We start from the raw sequence: 23581 nt of genomic DNA on the forward strand, positions 1-23581 counted from the left end.
CGGCGGAAGTCGGGACGGCCCAGGCTGCGCACCGTGCGGGAGACCTCAGCGGGCGGGCTCGTGGTCGACGATTACGAGGATGCCTCGGCGGTGGCCCTGATCGGCCGGATCGACCGGCGCGGCCGATTGGAGTGGGTGCTGCCGAAGGGACACGTGGAGGCCGGCGAAACGCCGGAGCAGGCTGCGGTCAGAGAGGTGTGGGAGGAAACTGGGCTGCAGTCCAAGGTCGTCACCGCGGTGGGCGACATCGACTACTGGTTCGTTGCGGGTAATCGGAGGATCCACAAGACGGTGCACCACTTTCTCCTGGAAGCAACTGGCGGGAGCCTGAGCACCGACGACGTGGAGGTGAGTGACGTGGCATGGGTGCCGCTGGACGAGTTGGCCGAGCGGATGCGCTACGCGTCCGAGCGGCGGCTGGCCCGACGGCTGCGCGAACTCCTTCCTGCCGCGCCGAGCCTGGAGACGGCGGCCGACCAGCGTCACGAGGACACGCCGTGAGCCGGCGCCTGCTCCTGGTGTCCGCCGCGGTCCTGACGACGGTGCTGGGGCCCGCCGCCAGCGGCGCCCAGGCGGCCGACCCACCCGCCGAGACCGGCCCCACCGCGGTCAGCACCCTGCAGGGGGTGACGCCCAGTGTCCTCACGCCGGAACAACAGTCGCTCACCCTCACCGGCTCGGTCCACAACACCGGTGACACCGAGCTGCAGAACGTCCAGGCGCTGCCCCGCTTCAGCCGGGTGCCGCTGGACAGCCGCACCGACGTGCGCCGGGTGTCCGCCGACGAAGAGATCAACCCCGGCCAGCGTTACGGCGACGTCCACGACGTCGTCGGCGACTCACTCCAGCCGGGTGAGGTGGGCACGTTCTCGCTCGAGATCCCCACCACCCTGCTCGAGTTCGACCAGGCCGGTGTCTACACCGTCGGCGTCGACATCCGGGCCACCACGCCGGAGGACGGTGCGCGCATCACCGTCTCGTCCGCGCGCACGGTCGTGCCGTGGGTGGACAGTCCAGGCGAGCTGCCCACGGTGCCGGTCGGGCTGATGTGGCCGCTGGCGGCCCGGCCCACCAGCATGCCCGGCGGCACCTTGCTCGACGACTCCGTAGCCGCCCAGCTCGGCACCGAGGGTTCGCTGACCGGGCTGGTCGAGGCCGGCGCCGGTGCGCCGGTCACCTGGGCACTCGACCCCGACCTGCTCGACACCGTCAACGTCATGGCCGAGGGGTACCAGGTCATGTCGCCGTCCGGTCCGGTCGAGGGTTCGCAGGCCGACTCCGATGCCGCACGCGAGTGGCAGCGTGCGTTCTCCGATGCCACCAGCGAGCGCGAGGTGTGGGTGCTGCCGTACGCACTGCCGGATGTCGCGTCGCTGGTCGCGGGAGAGCCCGACCTCGCCGGCGAACTGTCCGTCCAGGCGCAGGTGGCGGCGGAGGGCACCGCCGAGTCCATCGAGGGCACCGCCGGAGTCGCCTGGCTCGACGCCGCGTCGGTCACCGACCAGGTGCTCGGGACGCTCGCCGAGGCCGGCACCCGGACCGTCGTGGTTCCCGGCAACGCCGTCGAGGAGTCGACGGCCCTCGGCGAGGTCACGGCCGGTGAACACACCATGCGGGTGGTGGCCGCCGACCTCGGCCTCAGCGACGCCCTGGGCGATGCCGCCGCCGTCGACGATCCACAGGCTGCCGCCGTCGACCTGAGGCAACGTTGGATCGCCGAGACCGCCATGGTCGCCCTGGCCGCGGCCGCCGACGACACCGAGCCCGGGCTGCTGGTCGCCGCGCCGCCCGTGCGCTGGCAGCCGGACCCGTCGGTCGCGCAGTCGATCATCGACACCTGGTCGTCCATCCCGTGGGTCGCCGCCACCGATGTCGCCGGCGCGGAGCCGCCCGAGCCGCGCGAACGGTTCACCCTGAACCCCGTGGAGGGCACGAACCTCCTGCCGGCGGCGAACGTCGAGGCCACGGCCACGCTCGAACACGACGCGACGCAGTACGCCAGCCTGCTCGCCGACGACGACGGCGTCACCGACCGCCTCATGCTCGCGACGCTGCGCTCGGCGTCAACCGGCTGGCGGGACGACCCCGTCGCCGGCGCCGCGTACGCCGCCGCCATCACCGACGACCTCAGCGCTCGCTTCAACCGCATCAGCGTCACCGTGCCCGAGTCCGTCACACTGTCCAGCCGCACCGGGTCCTTCCCGCTCACCATCACCAACGATCTCTCCGAAGCCGTCACCGTCACCCTCGACATCCACTCCACCAACGTCGACCGCCTGCGCGTCGAAGAGGTGGAGCCGACCCTGGTCCAGCCGGGCGAACGGCAGCAGGTCACCGTCACCGCGGAAGCCGCCGCTAACGGCCGGGTACCGATCGCCGTGCGGCTCACCACCGCCGACGGCGTCCCCATCGGCCCGGCACAGCCCACCATCGTCAACGCCACCGACTACGGCACCATCGGCTGGATCATCGTGGGCGGCGCTGGCGCGCTGTTCGCCGCCGCCATCGTCCGGCGCACCCTGCGCAAGGGCCGTGACGACGACGCCGACCCGACTACCGACGCCGCGTCCGTCGACGACGAATCCGACGGCCGCGTCGCCCTGGCCCAGAAGCCGTCGCCGGCGCAGGAGGTCACTCGTTGACGGCCACTCAAGAGCCACCCCGCAGCTCCGGCCTGCTCGGTTCCAGCGCCATCATGGCGGCCGGCACCGTGGTGTCGCGGCTGACCGGGTTCGCGCGGGCGGCGGTCATCGCCGCGGCCATCGGGCTGACGGCCGCGACCGCCGACGTCTTCAACGTGCCCAACGTCCTGCCCAACATGATCTACATCCTGGTGGGCGGCGGGGTGCTCAACTCCGTGCTCGTGCCGGTGTTGGTGCGGGCCATCAAGAACGACGCCGACGGCGGCCAGGCGTACTCGCAGCGTCTCTTCAGCCTGGCCGTCGCGGTGCTCGGGCTGGCCACGGCCATCGCGGTGCTGGCGGCACCGCTGCTCATGCGTCTGATCGTGGACGACCGGTACCTGCGGCCGGACATGCAGCCGTACTTCGACAACATGGTCATGTTCGCGCGGTTCTGCCTGCCCCAGATCTTCTTCTACGGGCTGTACGTGCTGATCGGCCAGATGCTCAACGCCAAGGGCCGGTTCGGCCCGATGATGTGGTCGCCGATCCTCAACAACGTCGTGGCCATCGCGGTGTTCGGCGTGTTCCTGGTGGTCTACGGCACGCAGGGCTTCGAGCCGTTCACCAGCACCCAGACCCTGCTGCTGGGGCTGGGTTCGACGCTCGGCGTGGTGGCGCAGGCGCTGGTGCTGATCCCGGTGCTGCGCAAGACCGGGTTCTCACTGCGTTTCCGCACCGACTGGCGCGGTCACGGACTGGGCGAGTCGGTCCGGCTCGGGTTGTGGACGGTCGCGTTCGTCGTCGTCAACCAGCTGGCCTACCTCGTCGTGGTCAAGGTCGCCTCGGGTGCCAGCAGCGTGAGCGCCGGCGACTCCGGCGCCGGCTACTCGGTGTACGCGAACGCGATGCTGATCATGATGGTGCCGCACTCGGTCATCACCGTGTCGCTCGCGACGGCGCTGCTGCCCCGGCTGTCCGAGATGGCCGCCGACGGCGAGCTGGACGAGGTCCGCACCAGGCTGATCTCGGCGCTGCGGATGTGCCTGGCGGTCATCGTCCCGCTCGGCGCCCTGATGGCGGCATTGGCGTTCCCGCTGACCGCCATGATCTTCGACTACGGGTCCGCCGGCGGGCAGACCGACCGGCTCGCGTTGACGCTCGTCCTCCTGATGCCGGGTCTGGTCGCGTTCACCGTCCACTACATGGTGCTGCGCGGCTTCTACGCGCTGCAGGACACCAAGACGCCGTTCTACACGCAGATCTGGGTGTCGGCCGTCATCATGATCGCCGCGGTCGGCGTCGCCGTCGCCGCGCCGGGTAACCAGTACGTCACCATGGCGCTGGCCGGCGGGTACAGCCTCGGCTATCTCGTCGGAGCCATCGTCGGCGCCCGCCGGCTCCAGCGCCGCATCGGGCCGCTCGCCGGCGGCGAGCTGATACAGCACGTCATCCGGCTGCTCGTCCATTCGGCCATCGCCGCCACCCTGGCGTGGCTGGTCTGGCGCGGCTGGAGCTCGCTCGGCGCGCTCGACGCGTTGCCGTCCATGCTGGTGCGGCTGGTCGAGCTCATCGTCGGCGGCACGGTGGGCGTGGCCACGTTCGTGGGCCTGGCGTACGCGTTCCGCGTCCAGGAAGTCCGGCGCGCCGTGGCGCTCGTCCTGGCCAAGCTGCGCGGCGGTTCGGCACAGCCGGCGATCGACCCCGGCGACCTGCTCGAGGACACCGCCGAGTACCAGCTGCCCGCCGAGACCGGCACGTTGAGCATCTTCCGCCGGCCGATGGACCCCGACATGACGTCGGAGTTCTTCCTCGACGAGACGCTGCCGGGGGTGCCGAGCTTCTTCGACACGACGGCGCACACGCATCGCGACCGAACCGGCCTGGTTCGCCCTACCATGGACCTGGACGGGGGTCGCGACGGTGCGAGGGCTGCCCAGCCCCTTGCCGGCACCCAAGCGGGTCCCTCGGCGGAGGCGATGCTGGACCGACGCGGGCCGCTCCCGGGGCAACGGCGCACGGTCGCCGGACGCTACCGGTTCGAGCGCCTGCTCGATGACTCCGACGGCGTCCAGTCCTGGCAGGCGGTCGACGACGTGCTGCGCCGCGCCGTCTTCGTCCAGGCCATCGCGTCGAACGACCCCCGAGCACCGGGGTACGCCACCGCGGCCCGCGTGTCCTCCACGGTGTCCGATCCGCGCTTCCTGCGCATCCTCGACATCGGTGCCGACGACGTCACGTATGTCGTGCGCGAATGGACCCCGGGGCAGAGCCTCGCCGCACTGCTGGCCAGCGGTGCGTTCCACCCGGAGCAGGCGGCCGCGATCTGCCGTGAGGTGGCCGAGGCGCTGGCCACGGCGCACGCGCAGGGCCTGGCGCACCGCCACCTCGACCCCAGCCTGGTCTTCGTCACGGCCGACGGCTCGGTCAAGATCGCCGGGTTGGAGACGGAGCACGCGCTGCGCGGCCCGGCCCCGATACCCGACGGGCTCGGCGACGGCCAGCCCGACCCGTCCGGCCGGCCGAGTGCGGCCGAGCTCGACACCATCGGTATCGGCTCCGTTCTGTATGCGGGGCTGACCGCCCGCTGGCCCACGGGTGCCGGCGGGCTGCCGGCCGCGCCGCTCATCGACGGCCGGCTCGCCTCGCCCCGGCAGGTCCGGCCGGGAGTGCCGCGGCACCTCGACGCCGTCACCGACCGCTCCATCGGCCACGCCCGCCGGCATCACGCACCGCCGCTGGTCACGCCGGTCGAGGTCGCGGCCGAACTGGCCGCCGGAGCCAGGCCGCAGCGGACGGTCATCACCGAACCGCCCCGGATCACCGACCAGCCGCCGGCGCTCCTGGACGAGCCCGGCACGCCACCACCGCCGAGCCGCATCGAGCAACGCCGCGAGCGCCGCCGCTCCGGACGTACCGCGCGGCTGCTCGGGGTCATGGCCGCGATGCTCCTGCTGGTCGGGGCCACCCTGGTGGGTCTGCAACTGCTGCTCGGCGCCATCGACGACGCCGGCGACGACGACACCGCCGCGCCGCCGTCGTCGTCGGCCACCGCCACGGACCCGCCGGAGACGCCGCAGGCCGAACCCACCCCCGTCGCGCTCGGCGGTGCTACCGACTTCGACCCCGCCGGCAACGGCGAGGAGAACCCCAGCGACGTCGACAACGCGATCGACGGCGACCCGGAGACCGCCTGGACCACGGTCAACTACTACGACCCGCTCGAGGCGCAGAAGGACGGCGTCGGGCTGTACCTCGACCTCGGTGAGGCGGTGTCGGTGCGCGAGGTGCGTCTCACCCTGCTCAGCGCCGACAACGACCTGCAGATCATGGTGGCTCCGCCGGATGCCGGCGAGGCGCCCGGCGATCTCGATGGCTGGACCCCGGTCGGCGCCGTCGAAGGGTCCGAGCAGAATGTCACGCACACGCTTGACGAGGCCGTCAGCACCCGGTACGTCCTCGTGTGGTTCACACGGTTACCGATCGACGACGGCAACTACCGAGGCGGCATCGCCGAAGCGGAGGTGTTGGGGTGACACAGCCCCAGCGAGGGCACGAGGTGACCGACGAGGCGTTGTTGCGCCGCCACGTCGACGGCGATGCCGAAGCCTTCGGCGAACTGTTCTCGCGTCACCAGGATCGCCTCTGGGCGGTGGCGCTGCGTACGCTCGGCGATCCGCACGACGCCGCGGACGCTCTCCAGGACGCGATGATCAACGCGTTCCGGCGGGCGGCGTCGTTCCGGTCCGAGTCGGCGGTCACCACCTGGCTGCACCGCATCGTCGTCAACGCGTGTCTCGACCGGGTGCGGCACAGTGCCGCCCGGCCGGCCGACCCGGTCGCCTTCGACGGCACCGAGGTGGGCGGCGTGACTCCGGTCACCGAGCCGAGCAGCGACCCGGCGGAACAGACGGCACTGCGCGTCGACCTGGAGCACGCACTGGCGTCACTGCCCGACGAGCAGCGAGTCCCGCTCGTGCTGGTCGACGTCGAGGGGTTCCCAGTCGCGGAGGCCGCCCAGATGCTCGGTCTCCCGGTCGGCACCGTCAAGAGCCGCTGTGCCCGGGCCCGCGCAAAGCTCGTGCCGCTGCTCGCGCCCGGTCGGCAGGCACCGGATCGGTCCGCGCCGGAGCCGGTGGCGCCCAGCGGGAACCAGCCCGGAGGCGGCGACGTCCCATCCAGGACAAGGCGAGGACCAGGAGGTGAGCGTCGGTGACCGCGGCCGAAGCACATCCGCCTACCCAGGTCTTGGCCGAACTGGCCGGTGACGCCCTCGATTCGCGGCAGTCGCGCGAGATCCAGGCGCATGTCGATCAGTGCGCCCTGTGCCAGGAGACGTTGGGCCGGCTCACGCGGGTGACGGCCACGCTGCGGGAGGCACCCGCCGACGTCCCCATGCCGGAGTTCGTCGCGGCCCGCATCGGGGCTGCCCTGGCGGCCGAGCACGCGAGCCGGTCCGAACCGGCCGACGGCGCCCGCGGCTCCGGCGACGGCGACCCGGCTGACGGCGAAGGCGGCACCGTCGCCTGGTTCCGCCGGAAGCTCCCGGCCAGCCTCGCCGCGGCCGCCAGTGTCAGTGTCCTCGGCCTGGCCGGCTACGTCGCGCTCACGTCCGGCGGCGGCGACAGTGGTGGCGACGACTCCGGCGGTGCCGAGGTGGCCGCCGGCGCGGCTGCCGACTCCGCCAGCGAGACCTCCGAGGGCGCACTGTCCGGCCAGGGCCGCGCGCTGCCGCAGGAGGAGGATCAGCCGGATATGGAGGCCGGTCCGAGCACCGTGTACGGCCAGCCCGAAGAGCTGGCCAGCCCACTCGCCAGCGCCGTCGTCGAGATCTGGGAGAGCCGCGACCAGGTGGTCGAAGGCTGTGGCCAGACTCTCGCCGACGAGCTCGGACTCGAGCTCGTGGGTTCGCGGAACGAGGGTTCCGGTGTGCTCGTCGTGCTCGACGCCGGTGACGGTGTACTAGCCGGCTGGCAGGTCCCCACCTGCGGTGACGACAGCAGCCAGCGGATCACCGAGCCGGTCGAGGTGCCCGTCCAGGAGTGACGCACGCCGCGACACCGAGTCGACCGGCGGCGGGAATGCCGAACGCCTAGTATCCGTTGGGGCAGATGGAAGCCGACGAGCTAGGGAAGGCACAAGCGTGACCGACATCCGTGACCTGATCATCATCGGTTCCGGTCCGGCCGGCTACACCGCGGCCGTGTATGCCGCCCGTGCGCGGCTGCGGCCGCTGCTCCTCGAGGGTGAAGTCAGTTGGGGCGGCGCCCTCATGAACACCACCGAGGTGGAGAACTACCCCGGCTTCCGCGACGGCATCATGGGCCCCGCGCTCATGGACGAGATGCGCGCCCAGGCCGAGCGGTTCGGCGCCGAGATCGTCACGCGTGACGCTGTCCAGGCGGACCTCACCGGAGACGTCAAGGTCGTGACGGACAGCGAGGGCACCGTGTACCGCTCCCGCGCGGTCATCGTCGCCACCGGGTCCCGCTACCGCGAGATCGGCCTGGAGAACGAGAAGCGGCTGTCCGGCCATGGTGTCTCGTGGTGTGCCACCTGCGACGGCTTCTTCTTCCGCGACCAGGACATCGCGGTCGTGGGCGGCGGCGACTCCGCGATGGAGGAGGCCACCTTCCTGACCCGCTTCGCGCGCAAGGTCTATCTCATCCACCGCCGCGACACCCTGCGAGCCTCCAAGGTCATGCAGGAGCGGGCGTTCGCCAACGAGAAGATCGAGTTCGTCTGGAACACCGAGGTGACCGACGTGCTGGGCGAGGACAAGGTGTCGGGGCTGAAGCTACGCGACACCGTCAGCGGCGACGAGCGCACCCTCGACGTCACCGGCCTGTTCGTCGCCATCGGCCACGACCCGCGGTCGGAGCTGTTCAAGGGCCAGCTGCGGCTCGACGACCAGGGCTACGTCCTGGTCGACACACCGTCCACCCGAACGGGCGTCGTGGGTGTCTTCGCCGCCGGCGACGTCGTCGACCACACCTACCGCCAGGCCATCACGGCGGCCGGCACCGGCTGCCAGGCAGCGCTGGACGCCGAACGGTACCTCGCCGACCTCGACGTCGCCCGCGAGGTCAAGCCGGAGCTCGTCGTCTCCTGAGGGAACCCCGAGACCGTCACCCCACCGAGAAAACGCCCACCGACAAGGAGTTTCACATGGGCAACATCCAGCACGTCACCAGCGCCGACTTCGACGAGAAGGTGCTGCAGAGCGACAAGCCGGTCCTGGTCGACTTCTGGGCGGAGTGGTGCGGGCCGTGCCGCATGATCGCGCCGGTGCTCGAGGAGATCGCCAACTCGCAGGACAAGCTCGAGATCGTCAAGCTCAACGTCGACGAGAACCCCGACATCGCCGCCAGCTACCGGGTCACCTCGATCCCGGCACTAAACGTGTACTCCGGCGGCCAGGTGGTCAAGCAGATCGTCGGCGCCAAGCCCAAGGCGGCTCTGCTCAACGACCTCGCCGACTACGTCGGCTGACCTGACGTACCCGCCGCCGAGCGCGGCCGGCACGACCCACCGGCGCCCGTCCGGGACTCCCCGTCCCGGGCGGGCGCCGTCGCGTGCCGGTGCCCGTGGGCGCCGGTGCCGGGGTCGGCCGTCCGGCGGTCCGTGCCCGGCCGACCGGCGGCTCCGCTCAGCCATCCGGCGGAGAAACTAATCGGACAAACCCGCATATTAGCGCCAAAAAGTTGTTGTCCCGCGTATCAGTTTGCACCGGACCTCTTGCCTGCGGGCAGCCTTCGGTCATTGAATGGCATATCCACTCAAAGGATCCGCTCCGTTTGCCGACGGCCACGATCTCCCGGATCATCTCGTCACGGAAGTCCTTGCTGGGACACCTACCGTGTCAGTGACTGGGGCTCCTGGGCGCCATGGCGAAGAGGTGTACATGGAATACAGAGATGATTTCTTGAACGCCGAGAACGCCGCCGTCGAGGCATACACCTCGATGGCGGTGCGGCAGACGAAGCTGTTGCTGCTCGGCATCGGCACCATGATCGCGTCGATCGTGGCGATCGTCCTCGCGGCGGTGGCGACGCTGCTGGACCTCGGTGGCATCGCGCCGTTGCACGACGCCTTCGTCCCGGTGGCGGTCATCGGCCTGGGTTGCGGCGGTGTCGACTTCATCGCCCGCCGCCGCGACAACGATCACGTGGCGGGCTGGGCCACGGTGATCGGCCAAGGGGCGTTGACGGCTGCTGGGACGATCGGGCTTCTGGGGTGGTTCTCTGGCGACCTCTGGGTGTTCGGTGTCGGACTACTCGCGGGCATCGTAACCAGTTCGATCTTGGTCAAGTACCCGGAATGGGAAACTGAGGCAGAAATGCTGGAGCGTTTTGTCCGAGTTCCCGACGACGGCGACGACGAATACCGCTGACCGAGTTCACATCCACGGACATTCCGGACCATTCTCGAACGCTCGACCATCAGGTGTGCCCGCGCGCCCATGCGTGCGCCGGCCCGGGGCGCCCCGGAACCTCACCGCCACGACCTCGCGCCCGCCGGTCACAGAGTGCCCACTCTGCGCACTTTCGTAGGAGACAGGCACCTGGACCGGGAGGAAGAGCAGGCATGCGCGTTTCCGCCCTCCGCACCGGGCTCTTCCGTGGCCCGGCCGTGGACGACGACGGCCCGGCCCGGCTCGTCCACGCCGTCGAAGCCGCCGACCACGCCGCCCGGCACCTGCGCACGCTGGCCGCGTCGGCCGCCGAGCGTGAGCGTCGCCAGCTGGCCGAGGACCAACACGAGCTCGCCACGGCGGCCCGCCGCCGTCAGGCTCGTTCCACAGCCTCCCTGTTCGCCTCCGCCGACCGGGTCCGGCTCGACATCGCCGAACTGCTCGAGCGCGGTCCCGGCTATGCCCACGCCGGCTGGGACTCACCGGTCTGGGCGGAGGCCTACGACGAACCCGTCGACGTCACCCAGGTGGTCCGGGTGGCCACGCTCGGGCTGGCCTCCCCCAGCAGCATCGTGGAACTGCCGTTCGTGCTGCCCGCACTCGGCGGCAACGTCGTCATCACGCACGCCCCAGGCGGCGCCGCGCCGGCTCACAACCTCGCCCAGGCGTTCGTCACCCGGGCGCTGGCCGCCGCCCTTCCGGGCTCGCTGCGCGTGCACCTGCTCGACCCCGGGGGCCTCGGCCAGAACCTCGGCATCCTGAGCCGGCTCCCCGACCCCCTGGTGGCCGGCGGCATCCGGGCCACCCACGAAGAGATCGCCGCGGAGCTGCGCGCGCTGCGCGAACACGTCCACCGGCTCAACAGCCAGGTTCTCCTCGGCGACGACGACTCCCTGGTCGCCCGCTGGCACGCGGGGGCGGCCGGCGGCATCCCATGCGCGCTGGTCCTGGCCGCCGGGCTCGGGCCCAACCTCGTCGCCGACGACGCCCAGCAGCTCTGGTCACTGGCTCGCACCGGCAACCGCTGCGGCGTCGCCGTCATCGCTGTCATCGACGCCGGCCGCGACCTGCCCAGCGGCGTCGTCCTGGCCGATCTGCTCGAGAACGCCGAGCACATCCACGTCGACCACGAGGGCGGCGCCACCTGGGAGTCGTCGCCGCCGGTCCTGCACCACAACGCCCGCATCCGCTGCCCCAACCCGCCCGGCGCGGCCCAGCACCGGTTTCTCACCACGGTGCTCGCACCGGCCGTCCGCCGCGGCGTGAACCGGCCCGTCGTGCTGACCGACCTGCTGGCCGGCCAGGCCACCGGCACCGGCAGCACACTGACCACGATCGGTGCCACCGTCGGCCAGAGCGCCAACGGCTCCTCCGTCGAGCTGCGGGTCGGCGACGCCGAGGACGTCGCCATCGGCGGCATCGTCGTCGGACCGTCCGGTTCCGGCAAGACCACCCTGCTCCACGCGTTCATCCACGCGCTGGTGCGCCGCTACCCGCCCGAGGAGCTCGAGCTCTACCTGCTCGACATGAAGGCGGGCGTCGAGTTCGCCGAGTACGCACCGCGGCCCGGCCGTCCGGCGCTGCCACACGTGCGCGCCGTCGGCATCGAGGCCGACGCCACCTTCGCGCTGGGTGTGCTGCGTCATCTGCTCACCGTCGACGCCCGGCGCAAGCGCCTGTTCAAGGAGGCGTCGATCCGCACCGGCCACGAGATCAAGAACATCGCCCAGTACCGCGAGGTCACCGGCGAAGTCCTCCCTCGGGTCCTGTTCGTCGCCGACGAGTTCCAGCTCATGCTCACCGGGCCCACCGAGGACGCCGCCTGGGACGCCCTCGACGTCCTGGTCAAACAGGGCCGCAGTCAGGGCATCCACGTCCTGCTGGCCACCCAGAGCCTGAACTCCGTAGGGACCGGGCGCGGCTCGCAGAAGGCATCCGTCTTCGACCAGCTCGAGTTGCGGGTCGGCCTGCGGTGCAAGCCCGACGAGCTGAGCCTGCTGTTCGACCGCACCGTCCGCGACCGCCTCGACACCGGCCGGCGCGGCTCCGGCGTGCTCAACGAGGCCCGCGGCGACAAGGACGCCGACCAGCTGTTCCAGGCCGGCCTGCTCGACGCCGACGACCGTCACCGCATCCGCAACGAGGTCCTCGTCCGCGACGGCAGCAACCCGCGCATCCGCGTCAGCCGCGGCACCGGCGCGGTCGACGTCGCGGACGTCGCGGGCGCGCTGGCGGCCACCGCCGAGCCGACCATCCACCTCGGTGCGCCGGTCGGGGTGGAACCACCTCTGGTCGGTGTCCCGGCTCGACCGGGCGACGGCCGGGGCCTGCTGCTGGCCGGCCGGGACGAGCTGCGCGCCGTCGGCGCCATCAGTGCCATGCTCGCCGCCCTGGCGCTACAACCCAGCTGCGACCACGCCGGCTTCGTCGTCGTCGACCTCCTACCGCAGGGCATCCCCGGCCGCCGGCCGCTCGACCAGCTCACCGCGTGGCTCGGCCCTCGGGTGGTCACGGTGGGCGAGGACGAGCTCGAGCAGCTGCCCGAGCTGGCCACCCGGGCGACCGGGCCCACGTTCGTCGCACTGCTCGGCCTGCAGTACTCCACCGCCGAGGCGCCCTACTACGGCGACGACCCGCATCCGTTCAACTGGCTGTGCGGCACCGCGCCGTCTCAGTCCGTGTTCCCGCTCATCTGGCTCGACACTCCGGAGCGGCACCGCAAGCTCGGTCCGCACGGCGAGCGGCTGCAGTTGCGCGCCGACGCCGGAGCCGACCTCATCGACACCGCCGCGTTCATCGGGCAGCGTCCACCGTTCGCCGCCGCACGCGGGCGGTTCTGGTTCCACGACCTCGCCGGCACGGGTGAGCCGGTGCTGATCGATCCGCTGCAGCTGGGCGAGCGGCTCCCGGATGCCCGGCCGGTGTCGCCGACGGCCGTGGCCGGTACGCGCGAGGCACTTCGATGACCACCGACCTCGACCCCACCACCGCCGACGGCTCCGGCCAACGGCACCAACCGTCCCGCGGTCCGGCCATGCGCGCCTACTGCGCCACGCTGTCGCGCTTCACGTCCGCTGTGCAGAGCACCGAGCAGCTCCTGCGCAACGACGAAGCCGGCACCCGCGAAGACACCGAACGGCTCGAAGTCACCACCGCCGGCCGGCTGCGCCGCATCGAGCGGGCCGGCGCCGCCGCGGAGGCCGGGCTCGAACACACGGCGGCTGTCCGCGCCGTCCACGGTCTGCCTCCGCCCGAGGAGCCGTCCGGCAGCTCTCCCGGCGGTCGCGACCTGGCGCGCCGGACCGGCGGATCCGATGTCGGCATGGCGCTGACCTCACTCGGCCGCCGCCGCGACGAACTGCGAGCGGCCGAGTCCGAGTTCATTCAGTGGTTCGACGGACACGACGAGCAGTCGCGGCGGGTGGTTCTTGTCGCCACCGGTGCGGTGGGTGTGGTCGCGGCCCTGGCGATGGCCGTCCTCGGCACCAGGATGTCCGGTTCGGCGTCACTCGCCCTACTGGCCGTCTGCACGGTGGCAGTCGTGGCGACGGCGTTGACGACGGCGGCGGCGCGGCGCCTGGGCCGGGTGTGTACCGGACCGGGGCTGTCGCGCCGGCCGGACCCGATCGCGATGGCCCGATACGGCGGTGTGGTCGCCGCGGCCGCGGCGGTGGGACTGGCCGCGGTGAACATCGCCGCCGGCTCGCTCTGATCCGTTCCCCTCCACCCGTCACAATCGGCACCCCACACGCACCTACAGGGGCAAGCGGCCCGCCGACGGCGCGGCCACGGACGCGGAGAAAGGCGGCCCAGCATGCCGGGCATCAAGGAATCGGGTGAGAACCTCATCGAGGTGTCCACCAGTCTCACCCGCGGCGGCGAGGACACCTCGCGTGGTCTCACCGACCTCGAACAGAAGGCGCTCGCTGCGGTCGAGGCGCTCGACGAGCTGCGTGGTCCGGCCGAGGAGGCCCGGGCGGCCACCGAACGGCTGCGCGCCAAGGCTGAGGCGGCGCGCGCGAGGTTCGCCGAGCTCGAGCGAGCCGCCGCGGCCACCGAGGACGGCGCCAGGGTGCTCGACCGCGCCTGCGACCAACTGCAGCGCGGCGACGCCGACCTCGCGGCCGCGTTCGAGCCACAGGTCCGGCCCATCGCCGCCCAGGTCACCCAACTCACCGAGAGCCTGCGCACCAGCGCCGGGGCGCTCGAACGGGCGGTCGACGGCGTCGCCGCCGGCGCTCAGCAGGTCGGTGGCAGCACCCAGCAGATCCTCACCAGTGGTGAGCAGATCCGCAAGGGGGCGAACGACGTCGCCGGCACGCTCGGACAGGCCAAGAAGCGGCTCGGCCAGGTCATTCCCACCGCTGCCCGGGCCGTGCGCGACCGCGGTCAGGAAGCCGTGCACGTCGTGCGCCGGTGACGCCGTGTCCATCGCACGCAAGCATGAGCTGGATGACCGCATCCACGTGCTGAAGACCACGCTGCGCGCGTTGGAGGAAGCGCTCGGCCGGGCGGAGAAGGGCGCGCAGGAAAGCCAGGCAGGAGTGCTGGCGTTGCAGCGGCGGATCGTCCGGAAGGCACACGACGCGGTGCCACGTGCTGACGACAAACCCATCCCGGCCCGCATCGAGGCGGGCGTCACCTCCGCGTGCACGGCGGCGGTCAAGGCCCTGCTCCAGCGATGGGGGGAGATCAAGAAGCTCATCATGCGAGCCATCAACCAGGTGCGCGCCGAGCTGGATGCCGTCACCAAGAAGCGAGCCCGCCTCGACCATGCCGAAGAGCTCCACGATCGCGGCCGCGACGGTCACCGCGGCTCCACCGGCATGACGGGCTTCGGCCCGAGCGGCTGACCCCGCGAGCCGCCGGCACGTGGCCGCGCCCGCTTCGGCACCGGCGTGAAAAGGCATGGTCAGGTGGCACTGCCATGCCCTATACAGGGACGGTGACGAATAGCCTGGAACTACGCACCGCGACCGACGACGACTACCCCGAACTCGAAACGCTCATCAGCCGAGCCTTCCTCGACGACCCGGACGACGACACCTCGGGCCACTTCCGGAAGGTCTTCGAGCCGGACCGGACCCAGGTGGTCGCCGACGACGGGGTGCTGGTCGGAACGGGCGGTGTGCTGACGCGCGACCTCACCGTCCCGGGCGCGGTCATCCCCGCGGCGCACGTCACCGGCGTCGCGGTGGCGTCGACGCACCGCCGGCGCGGTGTGCTGACGTCGGTCATGAACGCCATGCTCACCGAGTCGCGCCAGCGCGGCACCGAGCCGGTCGCCGTGTTGTGGGCCAGCGAGGGAGCCATCTACGGCCGGTTCGGGTACGGGCTGGCGTCGTGGCGGGTGTCGTACCAGATCCCGACCCGCGGCACGGCGCTGCCGGGCGACGTGCCCGACGGGGTACGGCTGCGGCACGCGGTGTCCGCCGAAGCGATCGCCGATCTCCGGGCCGTCTACGACCGGGTGCTCGCGCAGCGGCCCGGACTGTCCAGCCGACCGGGACCGTGGTGGGACTACCTCACCGCCGACCCCAAGAGCTGGCGGCGCGGCATGACCGCCGAGCGGTCCGTCTTCTACGAGGACGACGGCGGTGTACGTGGTTACGCCCGCTACCGGACCAAGAGCGGCTGGAACAGCACCGGCCCGGACGGCGAGGTCTCGGTGACCGAGATCGTCGCCGAGACGCCCGAGGCATACGCGGGGTTGTGGCGCTTCCTGCTGTCCATCGACCTCGTTCGCACGGTCAGGTACGGCCAGGCCGCCGTCGACGACCCGCTGACGCACCTGGTCACGAATCCCGACGGGCTGGATGGGACGAAGGGCGGCGCGCTGTGGATCCGGGTGCTCGACGTGCCGGGCGCGTTGACCGCGCGCCGGTACGCGGCCCCCGTCGACCTGGTGCTCGACGTGTCGGACTCCACCTTCGGTGAGAACGCCGGCCGGTGGCGACTGGTCGGCGACTCCGCCGCGGCCAGCTGTGAACGCACCGACGCCGAGCCGGACCTCGCCCTGGACATCCGGCAGCTCGGGTCGCTCTATCTCGGTGGCGTCTCCGCGGGGACGCTGGCCGCGGGCGGCCTGATCACCGAGCTGACGTCCGGCGCCGTCGCCGCCGCGTCGGCCGCGTTCGGCTGGCACCGGGCGCCGTCCACGGTGGAGATCTTCTGATCTTCGGGCTCGGAGCCTGCGATCACCGGTAGCCGACGGGCCGGTCCTCAGAAGGCTGGACCGCCGTCGGCTGTCGGCTGTCGTCGCTGCGGTCAGCCCCAGCCCTCGGTGTCGATCTTCTTGTTGCGTTGCCGTCGCGACAGCATCGACCCGACAGCGAGGATCAGCACGATCAGGCAGACCAACAGGACGACGTGCGCACCGCCGATGCCGGCGCCTTCCCAGCCGGGCACCGCCCACACGACGTCATCGGGCGATGCGATGAAGCCGCGATCGATCATCCATTCCCGGCCCTCTTCCCATGCGCCGAACACCAGCGGCGCGGCGATCGGTAGCGCGAGTGGCGCGGCGAGGAACATCATGAACAGGTCGTTGTCGGAGACGGAGTCAGCCACAGAACGCCCCCTAATAGACGCCGTCGTTGAGATGCCGGATGCGGACCGCGCGGGTCCGGGAGACCACGTCGGAGCCGGCGCCGTCATTGCCGCGCCAGTGGACGAGCAGGCTGGTGCCGTCGTTCTCGACCGGCTCGACCTGCTCGACGACGACCCAGCCGTGGTCGTCGTCGAGGCGGACCAGATTGCCCGGCTGCACCTGCGAGACCATGATCATCTCCGACCAGCCGGTGGCGTCGACACCACCGGTGCCACCGGACGGGACCGTGGACCGAGCGCGGCTCCAGTCGGCGAGGCCGGCGGCGGTGCCGAAGCCCTCGGCCAGCTCGGCATCGAGGTTGAGCCGCCATGCGGCTTCAGGGCTCTCGGTGAGCGCCCGCGACCGCCGCACGTGCAGTACCGGGTGGGTGACCAGGTTCGGCCGTAGCGCGTCCAGCAGGTGGAGCTCCTGCTCGTCGTTGCTGCGGCGGGCTTCGCGGGGGTCCGGGGTCCAGTAGCACTGGACGACGACGGGTGGCGCGTCGCCGGTCTGGACGATCGCCCGGCCGGGTACGGCCTCGGCTGATTCGTTGTCCGGCGCCCGGCTGCCCCACAGCGCCGATGCGGCCCTGCCGTCGAGCCGGCCCAGGGCCACGACCGCACCGAGGTCGTCCCGGCTCTCCTCGCGCAGGAGTGAGTCGTCGGCGCGCTGCAGGCTCAGCACGAGGTAGACGTTGACCTGCCGTCCGTGCCGCAGCAAGTCGGTGACGCGATCCAGCGCCAGGGCGGCGGAGCCCGCGCCGAGCCCCGCCCGGTTGGCGGCGTCGGCGACGGCGGAGGCGAACTCACGGAAGTGGTGGACGATCACCACCAGCGGCTCCAGCTCGGACCGGCTGGTGCCGTTCTCCACCAGCGCCACGCGGCCTTCCATCTCGCGCCACGCCTGGTTGAGCACCACGATCTGGTCATCCAGCGTCGAGGCGACGATCTGCACGTTCGGCCAGTCGCGCACTCCCAGCAGGTCGACCCGGCGATGGTCGATGACCCATACCGGCCAGCCGCGGGCGGCGATCTCGACCGCGATGCCGGTGAGCAGGACCCGCTTGCCCGATCCGGACCGGCCCAGGACCAGCAGATGGCCTTGCGGCCCGGCGAGATTCCACCCGACCCTGGTGCCGGTGGCGTCGACTCCGAGCGGCACCAGCCACGACGAGAGATCCGCTTGCGTCGGGACCGGCCGGCTGACCTGCTCCGGGAGCGCCCGCCGCACGGCCTCACGGGCACGTTCCTCCCGGCCGACCGGGTCTGGCGTGAGGGTCCCGGTGGCTCGCGTGGGATCGCGCAAGGTGACCCGGCGGCCGCGGATGTTGTGCCGTCCGACGATGTACCGGTGCTCGAGCTGGTCGTGGACCACCTCGGCCACGCCGGACGACCAGTCCGGTGCTGTGTCGTCGACCTCGCTCGGATACTGGACGTTGACCACGTGCGGCACGCCCACCCAGCCGCCCTGCCACTGTCGCGCGTCCAGTTCCAGGTAGGACGCGTCCGGCACGCCCAGATGGCGGGCCAGCGCCGTCGCCAGCTCGTCGATCACGGCGCCGCGCAGACGACGACGCACCGCCACCGCGTACAACCAACCGGCGCAGCCGAGCACGGGCAGCATGAACAGCACACCCAGCCCTGGCTGGCCGAGGCTGGCCAGGATGACCCACAGGGCGACCGCGAGCACGGCCATGCCCACCGCGCTGGCGATCAGCGCCGTCGGGCTCCAGCCCTTCATGGTGGGCGCCGGCGGACGCGCGGCGAACCGCCCCTCCGTGGTGGCGGGCTCGGCCGTGGGTTCGCCGACGGAGGTGTCCACCTGATCGTGTTGCGCCACGGGACTGCCTCTCGCTCGGTCGGTCCTCACTTCTGAAGGTGCGCCTGGGGGCTCGGCTGTGACAAGGGTTGGTTCCTCAGCGGTGCGCCAGGGGAGTCTGCAGTTCCACGATCTTCCACGGGTCGGCGGCCGAGTCGCGGGTGAGGAAGGCGAACCACTGGTGGACCATGAGGCTGCCGTTCCAGGCATCCCGGCCGACGGGCGTCATCCGTACGTAGAAGCGTCGCTCGGCGCGGGTGGCCGTGTCTGGGGTGTCGACGTCGGTGGTCTGTGGTTCGACCGAGCTGATCGACGCGAACGCCTGGTGTTCGGACCACACCGGCCAGTCGCGCTGCACGTCCTGTTCGAGCCCTTCCAGGTCGTAAGACGATGAGCTGTACTCGTCGGTCAGCCAGGCCTGGGCGCGGGTCATCGCGTCACGAGCCGATGCGTCGTGCGCGGTGTCGAAGCTGTAGGCCGCGGTCAGCGCGGCGGCGACGACTGCGGTCGGGTCGTTGCCGTCGACGATGGCCGGGTCCGGCACGTCCGCCGGTTCGGGTAGGCGCATGCCGGGGGGCAGGGTCGGGGTCTGCCGGGGCGCGGGCGTCTGCGCCGCGGTGGGCGTGTCGGACGGCGCCAGCGGCTCGTCGTGGTCCGGCTCGGCGGGCTCGCTGTCCGTGCCGGAACCGGGCTGGTCGGTCGCGCCCGTGTCGGCAGTCGGCGTTCCGTCGGCGGATGTGCTGCCGTCCGCGCCGTCACCGTCGGGCCCGGAGCCGTCGCCGTCCGGAGTCGTGTCGTCGCTGCCGCGGGGCTGGGCGGTGACCCCCGCCGAGCCGGAGCTGCTGCCGTCGTCGCCGGAGCCGGTGAACACCAGGACGATCCCGACCACGGCGAGCATCACCGCCGCGACGACGAGCAGCCGCTGCGACCAGGCCCGGCCGTTCATAGGTTCATCCGGCCGTAGCCGACCACCGGGCCGCTCGGTCCCATCGTGAACGTGCCGGACGAGCGCTGGATGCGGTCGCTCTCGTTGCCGCCGACGGTGACCAGGGTGCGGCTGGCCTCGTCGACCTCGACCACGATGCTCACGTGCCCGGAGTAGATCATGACGTCGCCGGGCCGCGGCGGCTTGGCCGGGCCGCTGCTCGTGACCGGGATGAACTCCTGATCGCGTCCGCCGGCACGGAACCACGCTTCCATCCCGATGACGGCCGGGATCTGCCAGTCGTGTCTCCAGAAGTACTGTGACGTGCCCGGTACCGCCTGGAACGGTATGCCGGCCTCCAGGAACACCCAGCTCACGAAGTCCGCGCACCACTGTTCGCAGCCGTTGGCGATATAGGTGTCGCTGATGCGGTTGCCGCAGTTGCTGCCCAGCGGCTGCTCCGCGATGCCCTTCGCGTACTCCTGCTCGGCGATCTGCACGACGCCGTCGAGCCCACCGCCGACGCCCCCGCCGCAGCCGGTCCAGCCGCCGTCCTCACCTGTCTCGCCGCCTTCACCGACACCCATGCCATAGGGGGACGGATACGTGGCGTACTGGCCGTAGTCGCCGGTGCCGCCCTGGGTGAAGTTCGACGACACCAAGGCGTGCACGTTCTCGACGTAACGCAGCGTCTCGTTGTTGTCCCAGTTGCCCCACGGGCCGGCGTTGTAGCTCGCGGACGCGTAGACGAACGTGCCCGGCTCCCACCTGTCGACCTCGCCCAGAGGTGTGTCGGCGGTGACGCTGCCGTAGAAGCCGTCGGCGTGGGTGAACAGGTTGGCCGCCGTGTACATGGAGTCCCACGGATCCATGTAGTCCGGTGGACCGCCGTCGGCACTGTACTTGTACGCATCCCACGTTCCCGCGCCGAGATTGAACTGCATGGGGCCGTGGCAACACGTCGAACTGGGCCAATCGGTGTCCAGCGGCTTCCACTGGTTGCCGTTCTCGGTCAGGTAGATGGCCGCCAGGTAGGCCGGGTCGATCTGGAACTCGTCACCGGCCGCGATGAAGATCTCAGCCCACGGCTCCGGCACGTTCACCATGGTGGCGCCGCCGGTGCAGACACTGCCGCCGGGCTGCATGTTGCACTCGCCGACCGGCGCCCGTTCGGTGATCTCGCACCAGATGGCCATGACCGTGGCCACCGGGATGAACGCGATGCTGGCCGCCCCCGCCACGCTCAACGCCGCCGCCAGCGCGATGGCCATCAGGACCTTCTTCGCGGTGTTCTTCTCCCCCGGCGAGCGCGTCGGAGCGGCCGGCGTACGCGCCGCGACCGCGCCCGCGACCACCGAGCCCTGTGCCATACCCTGCCCTCCGTCCCGGGCGCCCCCGACGGCGGCTTGTCGGGGACACCCATGTAGGTCAGGCGCAGCGTCGTTCTGTGACACAGGAGGCGGACGGAAGGGCGCCTAGCGACTCCACTCCGGTGTCGGCCGTCGCCGGTCGATGATCGAGGACGTCGCATAGTAGGCCGCGACGTAAAGCGCCCAGGTCACGACGACCACTCCGAAGGTCCACCGCTCGGTCGCCGTTGCGAGGTCCCAGTAGGCGAGCGGCCAGCTCATGAGTCCGATCGCCACCAGCAGGTGCAGATATTCGAGCCCGTTGGGCGGGTAGCCGATGGAGATGTACGCCAGGCCGCTGTACAGGACAGCAACGACCGCGAGGACGACGGGATAGTCCAGAATCCACCCGAGGGCGTCGGGGCCAGCGGCATCGGGCCGGATCACGTCGCTCCCGAACACCAAGACGTACGCGGTCGCAAGGAGAAGCGCTGCGGTCACGGCGTATCCGACCCGTAGTGCCACCGTCCCTCGTCCACTACGCGCCCACGACGTCAGCGTGCTCGGCTCGCGTGTCTCGCGGCTGCCCTCGTACCGCCAGCGGTCCTGTCGGGCGCTACCCAAAATCAAGAAGGCCACGAGCATGCCGTTGTAGGTGAACCAGAGGGCCACGCCGGCGAGGTACCACCACCGCTCGCCAGTCGCGATGTCCCAGTACGCGATGGGCCACGCCACCATCGTCACAGTGAGAACGACATGCGCGACGATCACACCCCGCGACGAGTCCGCCCACGCCACGCCGAGCAGGATGGCGTACACCAGCGTCGCCGCGAGCCGGATCCCCGGCTGATCCGCGTACCAACCGAGCAGGTCCGGTCCGGCCCCTTCGGGGCGCAGTGCTCCGGGGTCGTAGAGGAGGAACGCGAGCCCCACGGCGAAGCTCGACACCAGGGCGGCAGCCAACACAACGAAGGTCACGCGGCCGTTGCGGCTGTACGCGAACCGGTCCGGCAGGACGCGCTTGGTCGTCTCGGTGGCTTCCTCCGCGCTCCACGTCGTCTCCTCGCCCCATCCGGGGTCCGCGGCTTGCCGCTCGGTGGATTGCCAGGAGCGGTCCACGTCCGGCTCCGGAACAGGCCCGGGCTCGAACTCCGGGCCGCGACCACGGAGGGAGTCGTAGTCGGCGCGCCGCCCTGGATCACTCAGCGTCTCGTAGGCCACCGTGATCAAGCGGAACATTCCACTGGTGCCGCCGACGTCTGGGTGTGCCGTGCGGACCGCTCGTCGGTACGCGTCCTTGATCTCCGACGGACTCGCCGTCGGCGACACGTCGAGAAGTTCGTAGTAATCGAGCTCGGACATGTGGGTCAGCCCAATCGCCGCGGCTGATCCGACGCGGGCAAGAGAGCCGCCCGCCGTTCCTGGCCCGCGAGCGGGAGAGGCGGGTCCGGCATGGACAGGTGAACGGTCTGCGCCGGCCCCAGCTGCGCCGTCAGGGCCTGGACGCGCCACGGTGTGGTGGCGAGGACGGACTCGGCATGGCGAACCGTCGACCGCCGATGCGGCTCGACCTCCCGGCATGCGCGAATCGCGATCAGCATCCGATCGGTGGCGCGCAGCACACCGGCCTCCTGTTTCCAGGGCTTGCCCTTCTTCGAATGCTGCAGCAAGAACTCGTCCTGGTATGCAGGCTTGCGCACCGTGTCATGCACCTGTCGGCGTACGGGCTGCGGCAGCACAGCGAGAACCCCTGGCGAGGACAGTCCAGTGTCCTCGGGCCTGCCGTCGACACGGGTGTGCTCAGCATCGGCAGGCAGCGTGCCAACGCGGTCCCTGACCTCACCCACGAATGGAAAGCGCCGCACCATCAGCTGCCACGGGCTGTCCGCGGAAACCCCGGCGGGGCGTACCGCTTCGACAAGGGTCAACGCGTCGTCCTCGACCGCCCACGCTTCCGCCAGCTCGACTCGTCGTCCGTCACGCTGCACCGCGGTCGGGGCATTGGCACCGGCGACGATGTGTTCGAACGGTTCGCAGTCGGCCTGCTCCAACGCGAAGAGCACGTCGGCGGGGATCCGCTCCCAGGTCTCCCAGTCCGACACGACGTCTGTCTCGAAAGTGACGTCGAGAGTCGACGCGGACTCCCCTGGTTCCCTGGAAGGGTCGATTTCAGAGTCCGTGCGCCGCCGCAGCGCGTCACGCCTCCTGCGTTGCAATGCCGACATGCGCTGTCGTCCCGTCCCGCCACTGCAGTGATGGATCAACCCTAGGTTCACTTGGTAGGTGCTGTCATGCCTCGTCGATCTCCGCGGCGACCAGCCGCGCGTGCCGGAACGCCGATTCGGCCTTGTCGAAGACAGCGAGTGAAGAGACGATGCCCGCGTTGATCACCCGGTCGATCTGATCGACGGTAGGACTCGGACCGAAGTCGGCACTGAGCTCGCTGTGGATACCGACGACGTCACCCTCGAGCTGCGCGAAGACCTTGGGCCAGACATGGGTGGCGTTCCAGTCGTTGGCGAAGATCGCCGCAGCCGCGTAGTCGTCGGCAGGCAGCACCCGCTCCCACACGCCGTGCACGTGAACGACCTCGGACCGGCCCTCGGTGTCCGCCAAGACACTGAAGTCGAAGACGCCGTTCTCCCATGCACCGAGGAACTCGTCGTCTTCGTCGACGTATTCGGCCTCCATGTCGTCCAGGACCACGGCGATGAGGTCACGTACCTCGTTGTCGGCGACCTGACCGGTTCGGGCCGGTGCAGCCGACGTCCGGGTGATCGGTGCGCTGCGGACAGGCAGGTGACCCTGGCCGTTCTCGCCCGCGATGGGAAGCTGTGCACGCAATCTGTCGAGTTGGCTCACGTC

The 23581-nt window shown here is 71.0% G+C and carries 20 protein-coding genes; 13 read left to right on the plus strand and 7 right to left on the minus strand.

All coding sequences use genetic code 11. From position 1 onward, the window contains the following. Positions 1-33 precede the first annotated feature (33 nt). The 13 genes from JIAGA_RS32530 to JIAGA_RS0126270 all read left to right on the plus strand — a co-directional run bounded on the left by JIAGA_RS32530 (position 34) and on the right by JIAGA_RS0126270 (position 16210). Positions 34-501 carry an NUDIX hydrolase gene (locus JIAGA_RS32530; RefSeq protein WP_281172747.1) on the plus strand — a complete coding sequence of 156 codons (468 nt, stop codon included), beginning with the start codon at positions 34-36 and terminating at the stop codon, positions 499-501. Beyond that, positions 498-2642 (plus strand): DUF6049 family protein, encoded by a 2145-nt coding sequence (locus tag JIAGA_RS0126215; RefSeq protein WP_026877954.1) that lies wholly within the window; start codon positions 498-500, stop codon positions 2640-2642. The genes JIAGA_RS32530 and JIAGA_RS0126215 overlap by 4 nt, the downstream gene beginning before the upstream one ends. Continuing rightward, positions 2639-6157 carry a murein biosynthesis integral membrane protein MurJ gene (gene murJ, locus JIAGA_RS33515; RefSeq protein ID WP_051426534.1) on the plus strand — a complete coding sequence of 1173 codons (3519 nt, stop codon included), beginning with the start codon at positions 2639-2641 and terminating at the stop codon, positions 6155-6157. The genes JIAGA_RS0126215 and murJ overlap by 4 nt, the downstream gene beginning before the upstream one ends. Continuing rightward, positions 6154-6837, plus strand: a complete 684-nt coding sequence (gene sigM / locus JIAGA_RS32540; protein WP_084470145.1) for an RNA polymerase sigma factor SigM — start codon at positions 6154-6156, stop codon at positions 6835-6837. The genes murJ and sigM overlap by 4 nt, the downstream gene beginning before the upstream one ends. Beyond that, positions 6834-7667, plus strand: coding sequence for a hypothetical protein (locus JIAGA_RS0126230; RefSeq protein ID WP_026877955.1), 834 nt, complete (start codon positions 6834-6836; stop codon positions 7665-7667). The genes sigM and JIAGA_RS0126230 overlap by 4 nt, the downstream gene beginning before the upstream one ends. A gap of 97 nt (positions 7668-7764) precedes the next feature. Further along, on the plus strand, positions 7765-8733 hold the full coding sequence (trxB, locus tag JIAGA_RS0126235; RefSeq protein ID WP_026877956.1) for a thioredoxin-disulfide reductase: 969 nt from the start codon (positions 7765-7767) through the stop codon (positions 8731-8733). A 56-nt stretch (positions 8734-8789) separates the two neighbouring features. Further along, positions 8790-9113 carry a thioredoxin gene (gene trxA, locus JIAGA_RS0126240; protein WP_026877957.1) on the plus strand — a complete coding sequence of 108 codons (324 nt, stop codon included), beginning with the start codon at positions 8790-8792 and terminating at the stop codon, positions 9111-9113. Between the two features lie 406 nt (positions 9114-9519). Next, positions 9520-10014 (plus strand): hypothetical protein, encoded by a 495-nt coding sequence (locus JIAGA_RS0126245; RefSeq protein ID WP_157553534.1) that lies wholly within the window; start codon positions 9520-9522, stop codon positions 10012-10014. A gap of 194 nt (positions 10015-10208) precedes the next feature. After that, the gene (locus JIAGA_RS0126250) at positions 10209-13001 is read left to right on the plus strand and encodes an FtsK/SpoIIIE domain-containing protein (RefSeq protein WP_026877959.1); all 2793 of its coding nucleotides are present in this window, start codon (positions 10209-10211) and stop codon (positions 12999-13001) included. Next, a complete protein-coding gene (locus JIAGA_RS0126255) occupies positions 12998-13747 on the plus strand; it encodes a hypothetical protein (RefSeq protein WP_026877960.1) in 750 nt (249 codons plus the stop codon). The genes JIAGA_RS0126250 and JIAGA_RS0126255 overlap by 4 nt, the downstream gene beginning before the upstream one ends. Positions 13748-13849: 102 nt before the next feature. After that, the gene (locus JIAGA_RS0126260) at positions 13850-14455 is read left to right on the plus strand and encodes a hypothetical protein (RefSeq protein WP_026877961.1); all 606 of its coding nucleotides are present in this window, start codon (positions 13850-13852) and stop codon (positions 14453-14455) included. Between the two features lie 4 nt (positions 14456-14459). Beyond that, a complete protein-coding gene (locus tag JIAGA_RS35115; protein ID WP_026877962.1) occupies positions 14460-14888 on the plus strand; it encodes a hypothetical protein in 429 nt (142 codons plus the stop codon). Positions 14889-14980: 92 nt separating this feature from the next. Continuing rightward, a complete protein-coding gene (locus tag JIAGA_RS0126270; RefSeq protein WP_051426536.1) occupies positions 14981-16210 on the plus strand; it encodes a GNAT family N-acetyltransferase in 1230 nt (409 codons plus the stop codon). Positions 16211-16302: 92 nt separating this feature from the next. Here JIAGA_RS0126270 and JIAGA_RS0126275 read toward each other — a convergent pair whose 3' ends face one another. The 7 genes from JIAGA_RS0126275 to JIAGA_RS0126305 all read right to left on the minus strand — a co-directional run bounded on the left by JIAGA_RS0126275 (position 16303) and on the right by JIAGA_RS0126305 (position 23578). Further along, positions 16303-16605, minus strand: coding sequence for a hypothetical protein (locus JIAGA_RS0126275; protein WP_026877964.1), 303 nt, complete (start codon positions 16603-16605; stop codon positions 16303-16305). Between the two features lie 10 nt (positions 16606-16615). Then, positions 16616-18463, minus strand: coding sequence for an FtsK/SpoIIIE domain-containing protein (locus tag JIAGA_RS0126280; protein WP_026877965.1), 1848 nt, complete (start codon positions 18461-18463; stop codon positions 16616-16618). A 76-nt stretch (positions 18464-18539) separates the two neighbouring features. Then, positions 18540-19388 (minus strand): hypothetical protein, encoded by an 849-nt coding sequence (locus JIAGA_RS0126285; RefSeq protein WP_026877966.1) that lies wholly within the window; start codon positions 19386-19388, stop codon positions 18540-18542. Next, positions 19385-20737 carry a CHAP domain-containing protein gene (locus tag JIAGA_RS33520; protein ID WP_051426537.1) on the minus strand — a complete coding sequence of 451 codons (1353 nt, stop codon included), beginning with the start codon at positions 20735-20737 and terminating at the stop codon, positions 19385-19387. The genes JIAGA_RS0126285 and JIAGA_RS33520 overlap by 4 nt, the downstream gene beginning before the upstream one ends. 105 nt (positions 20738-20842) lie before the next feature. Next, the gene (locus JIAGA_RS0126295; protein WP_026877967.1) at positions 20843-22078 is read right to left on the minus strand and encodes a J domain-containing protein; all 1236 of its coding nucleotides are present in this window, start codon (positions 22076-22078) and stop codon (positions 20843-20845) included. Between the two features lie 5 nt (positions 22079-22083). Beyond that, on the minus strand, positions 22084-22818 hold the full coding sequence (locus JIAGA_RS0126300; RefSeq protein WP_157553538.1) for a hypothetical protein: 735 nt from the start codon (positions 22816-22818) through the stop codon (positions 22084-22086). Between the two features lie 187 nt (positions 22819-23005). Then, the gene (locus tag JIAGA_RS0126305) at positions 23006-23578 is read right to left on the minus strand and encodes a type III secretion system chaperone family protein (protein ID WP_157553540.1); all 573 of its coding nucleotides are present in this window, start codon (positions 23576-23578) and stop codon (positions 23006-23008) included. Positions 23579-23581 lie beyond the last annotated feature (3 nt).

The organism is Jiangella gansuensis DSM 44835, from assembly GCF_000515395.1.
In the GTDB taxonomy this organism is placed as follows: Bacteria; Actinomycetota; Actinomycetes; order Jiangellales; family Jiangellaceae; genus Jiangella; species Jiangella gansuensis.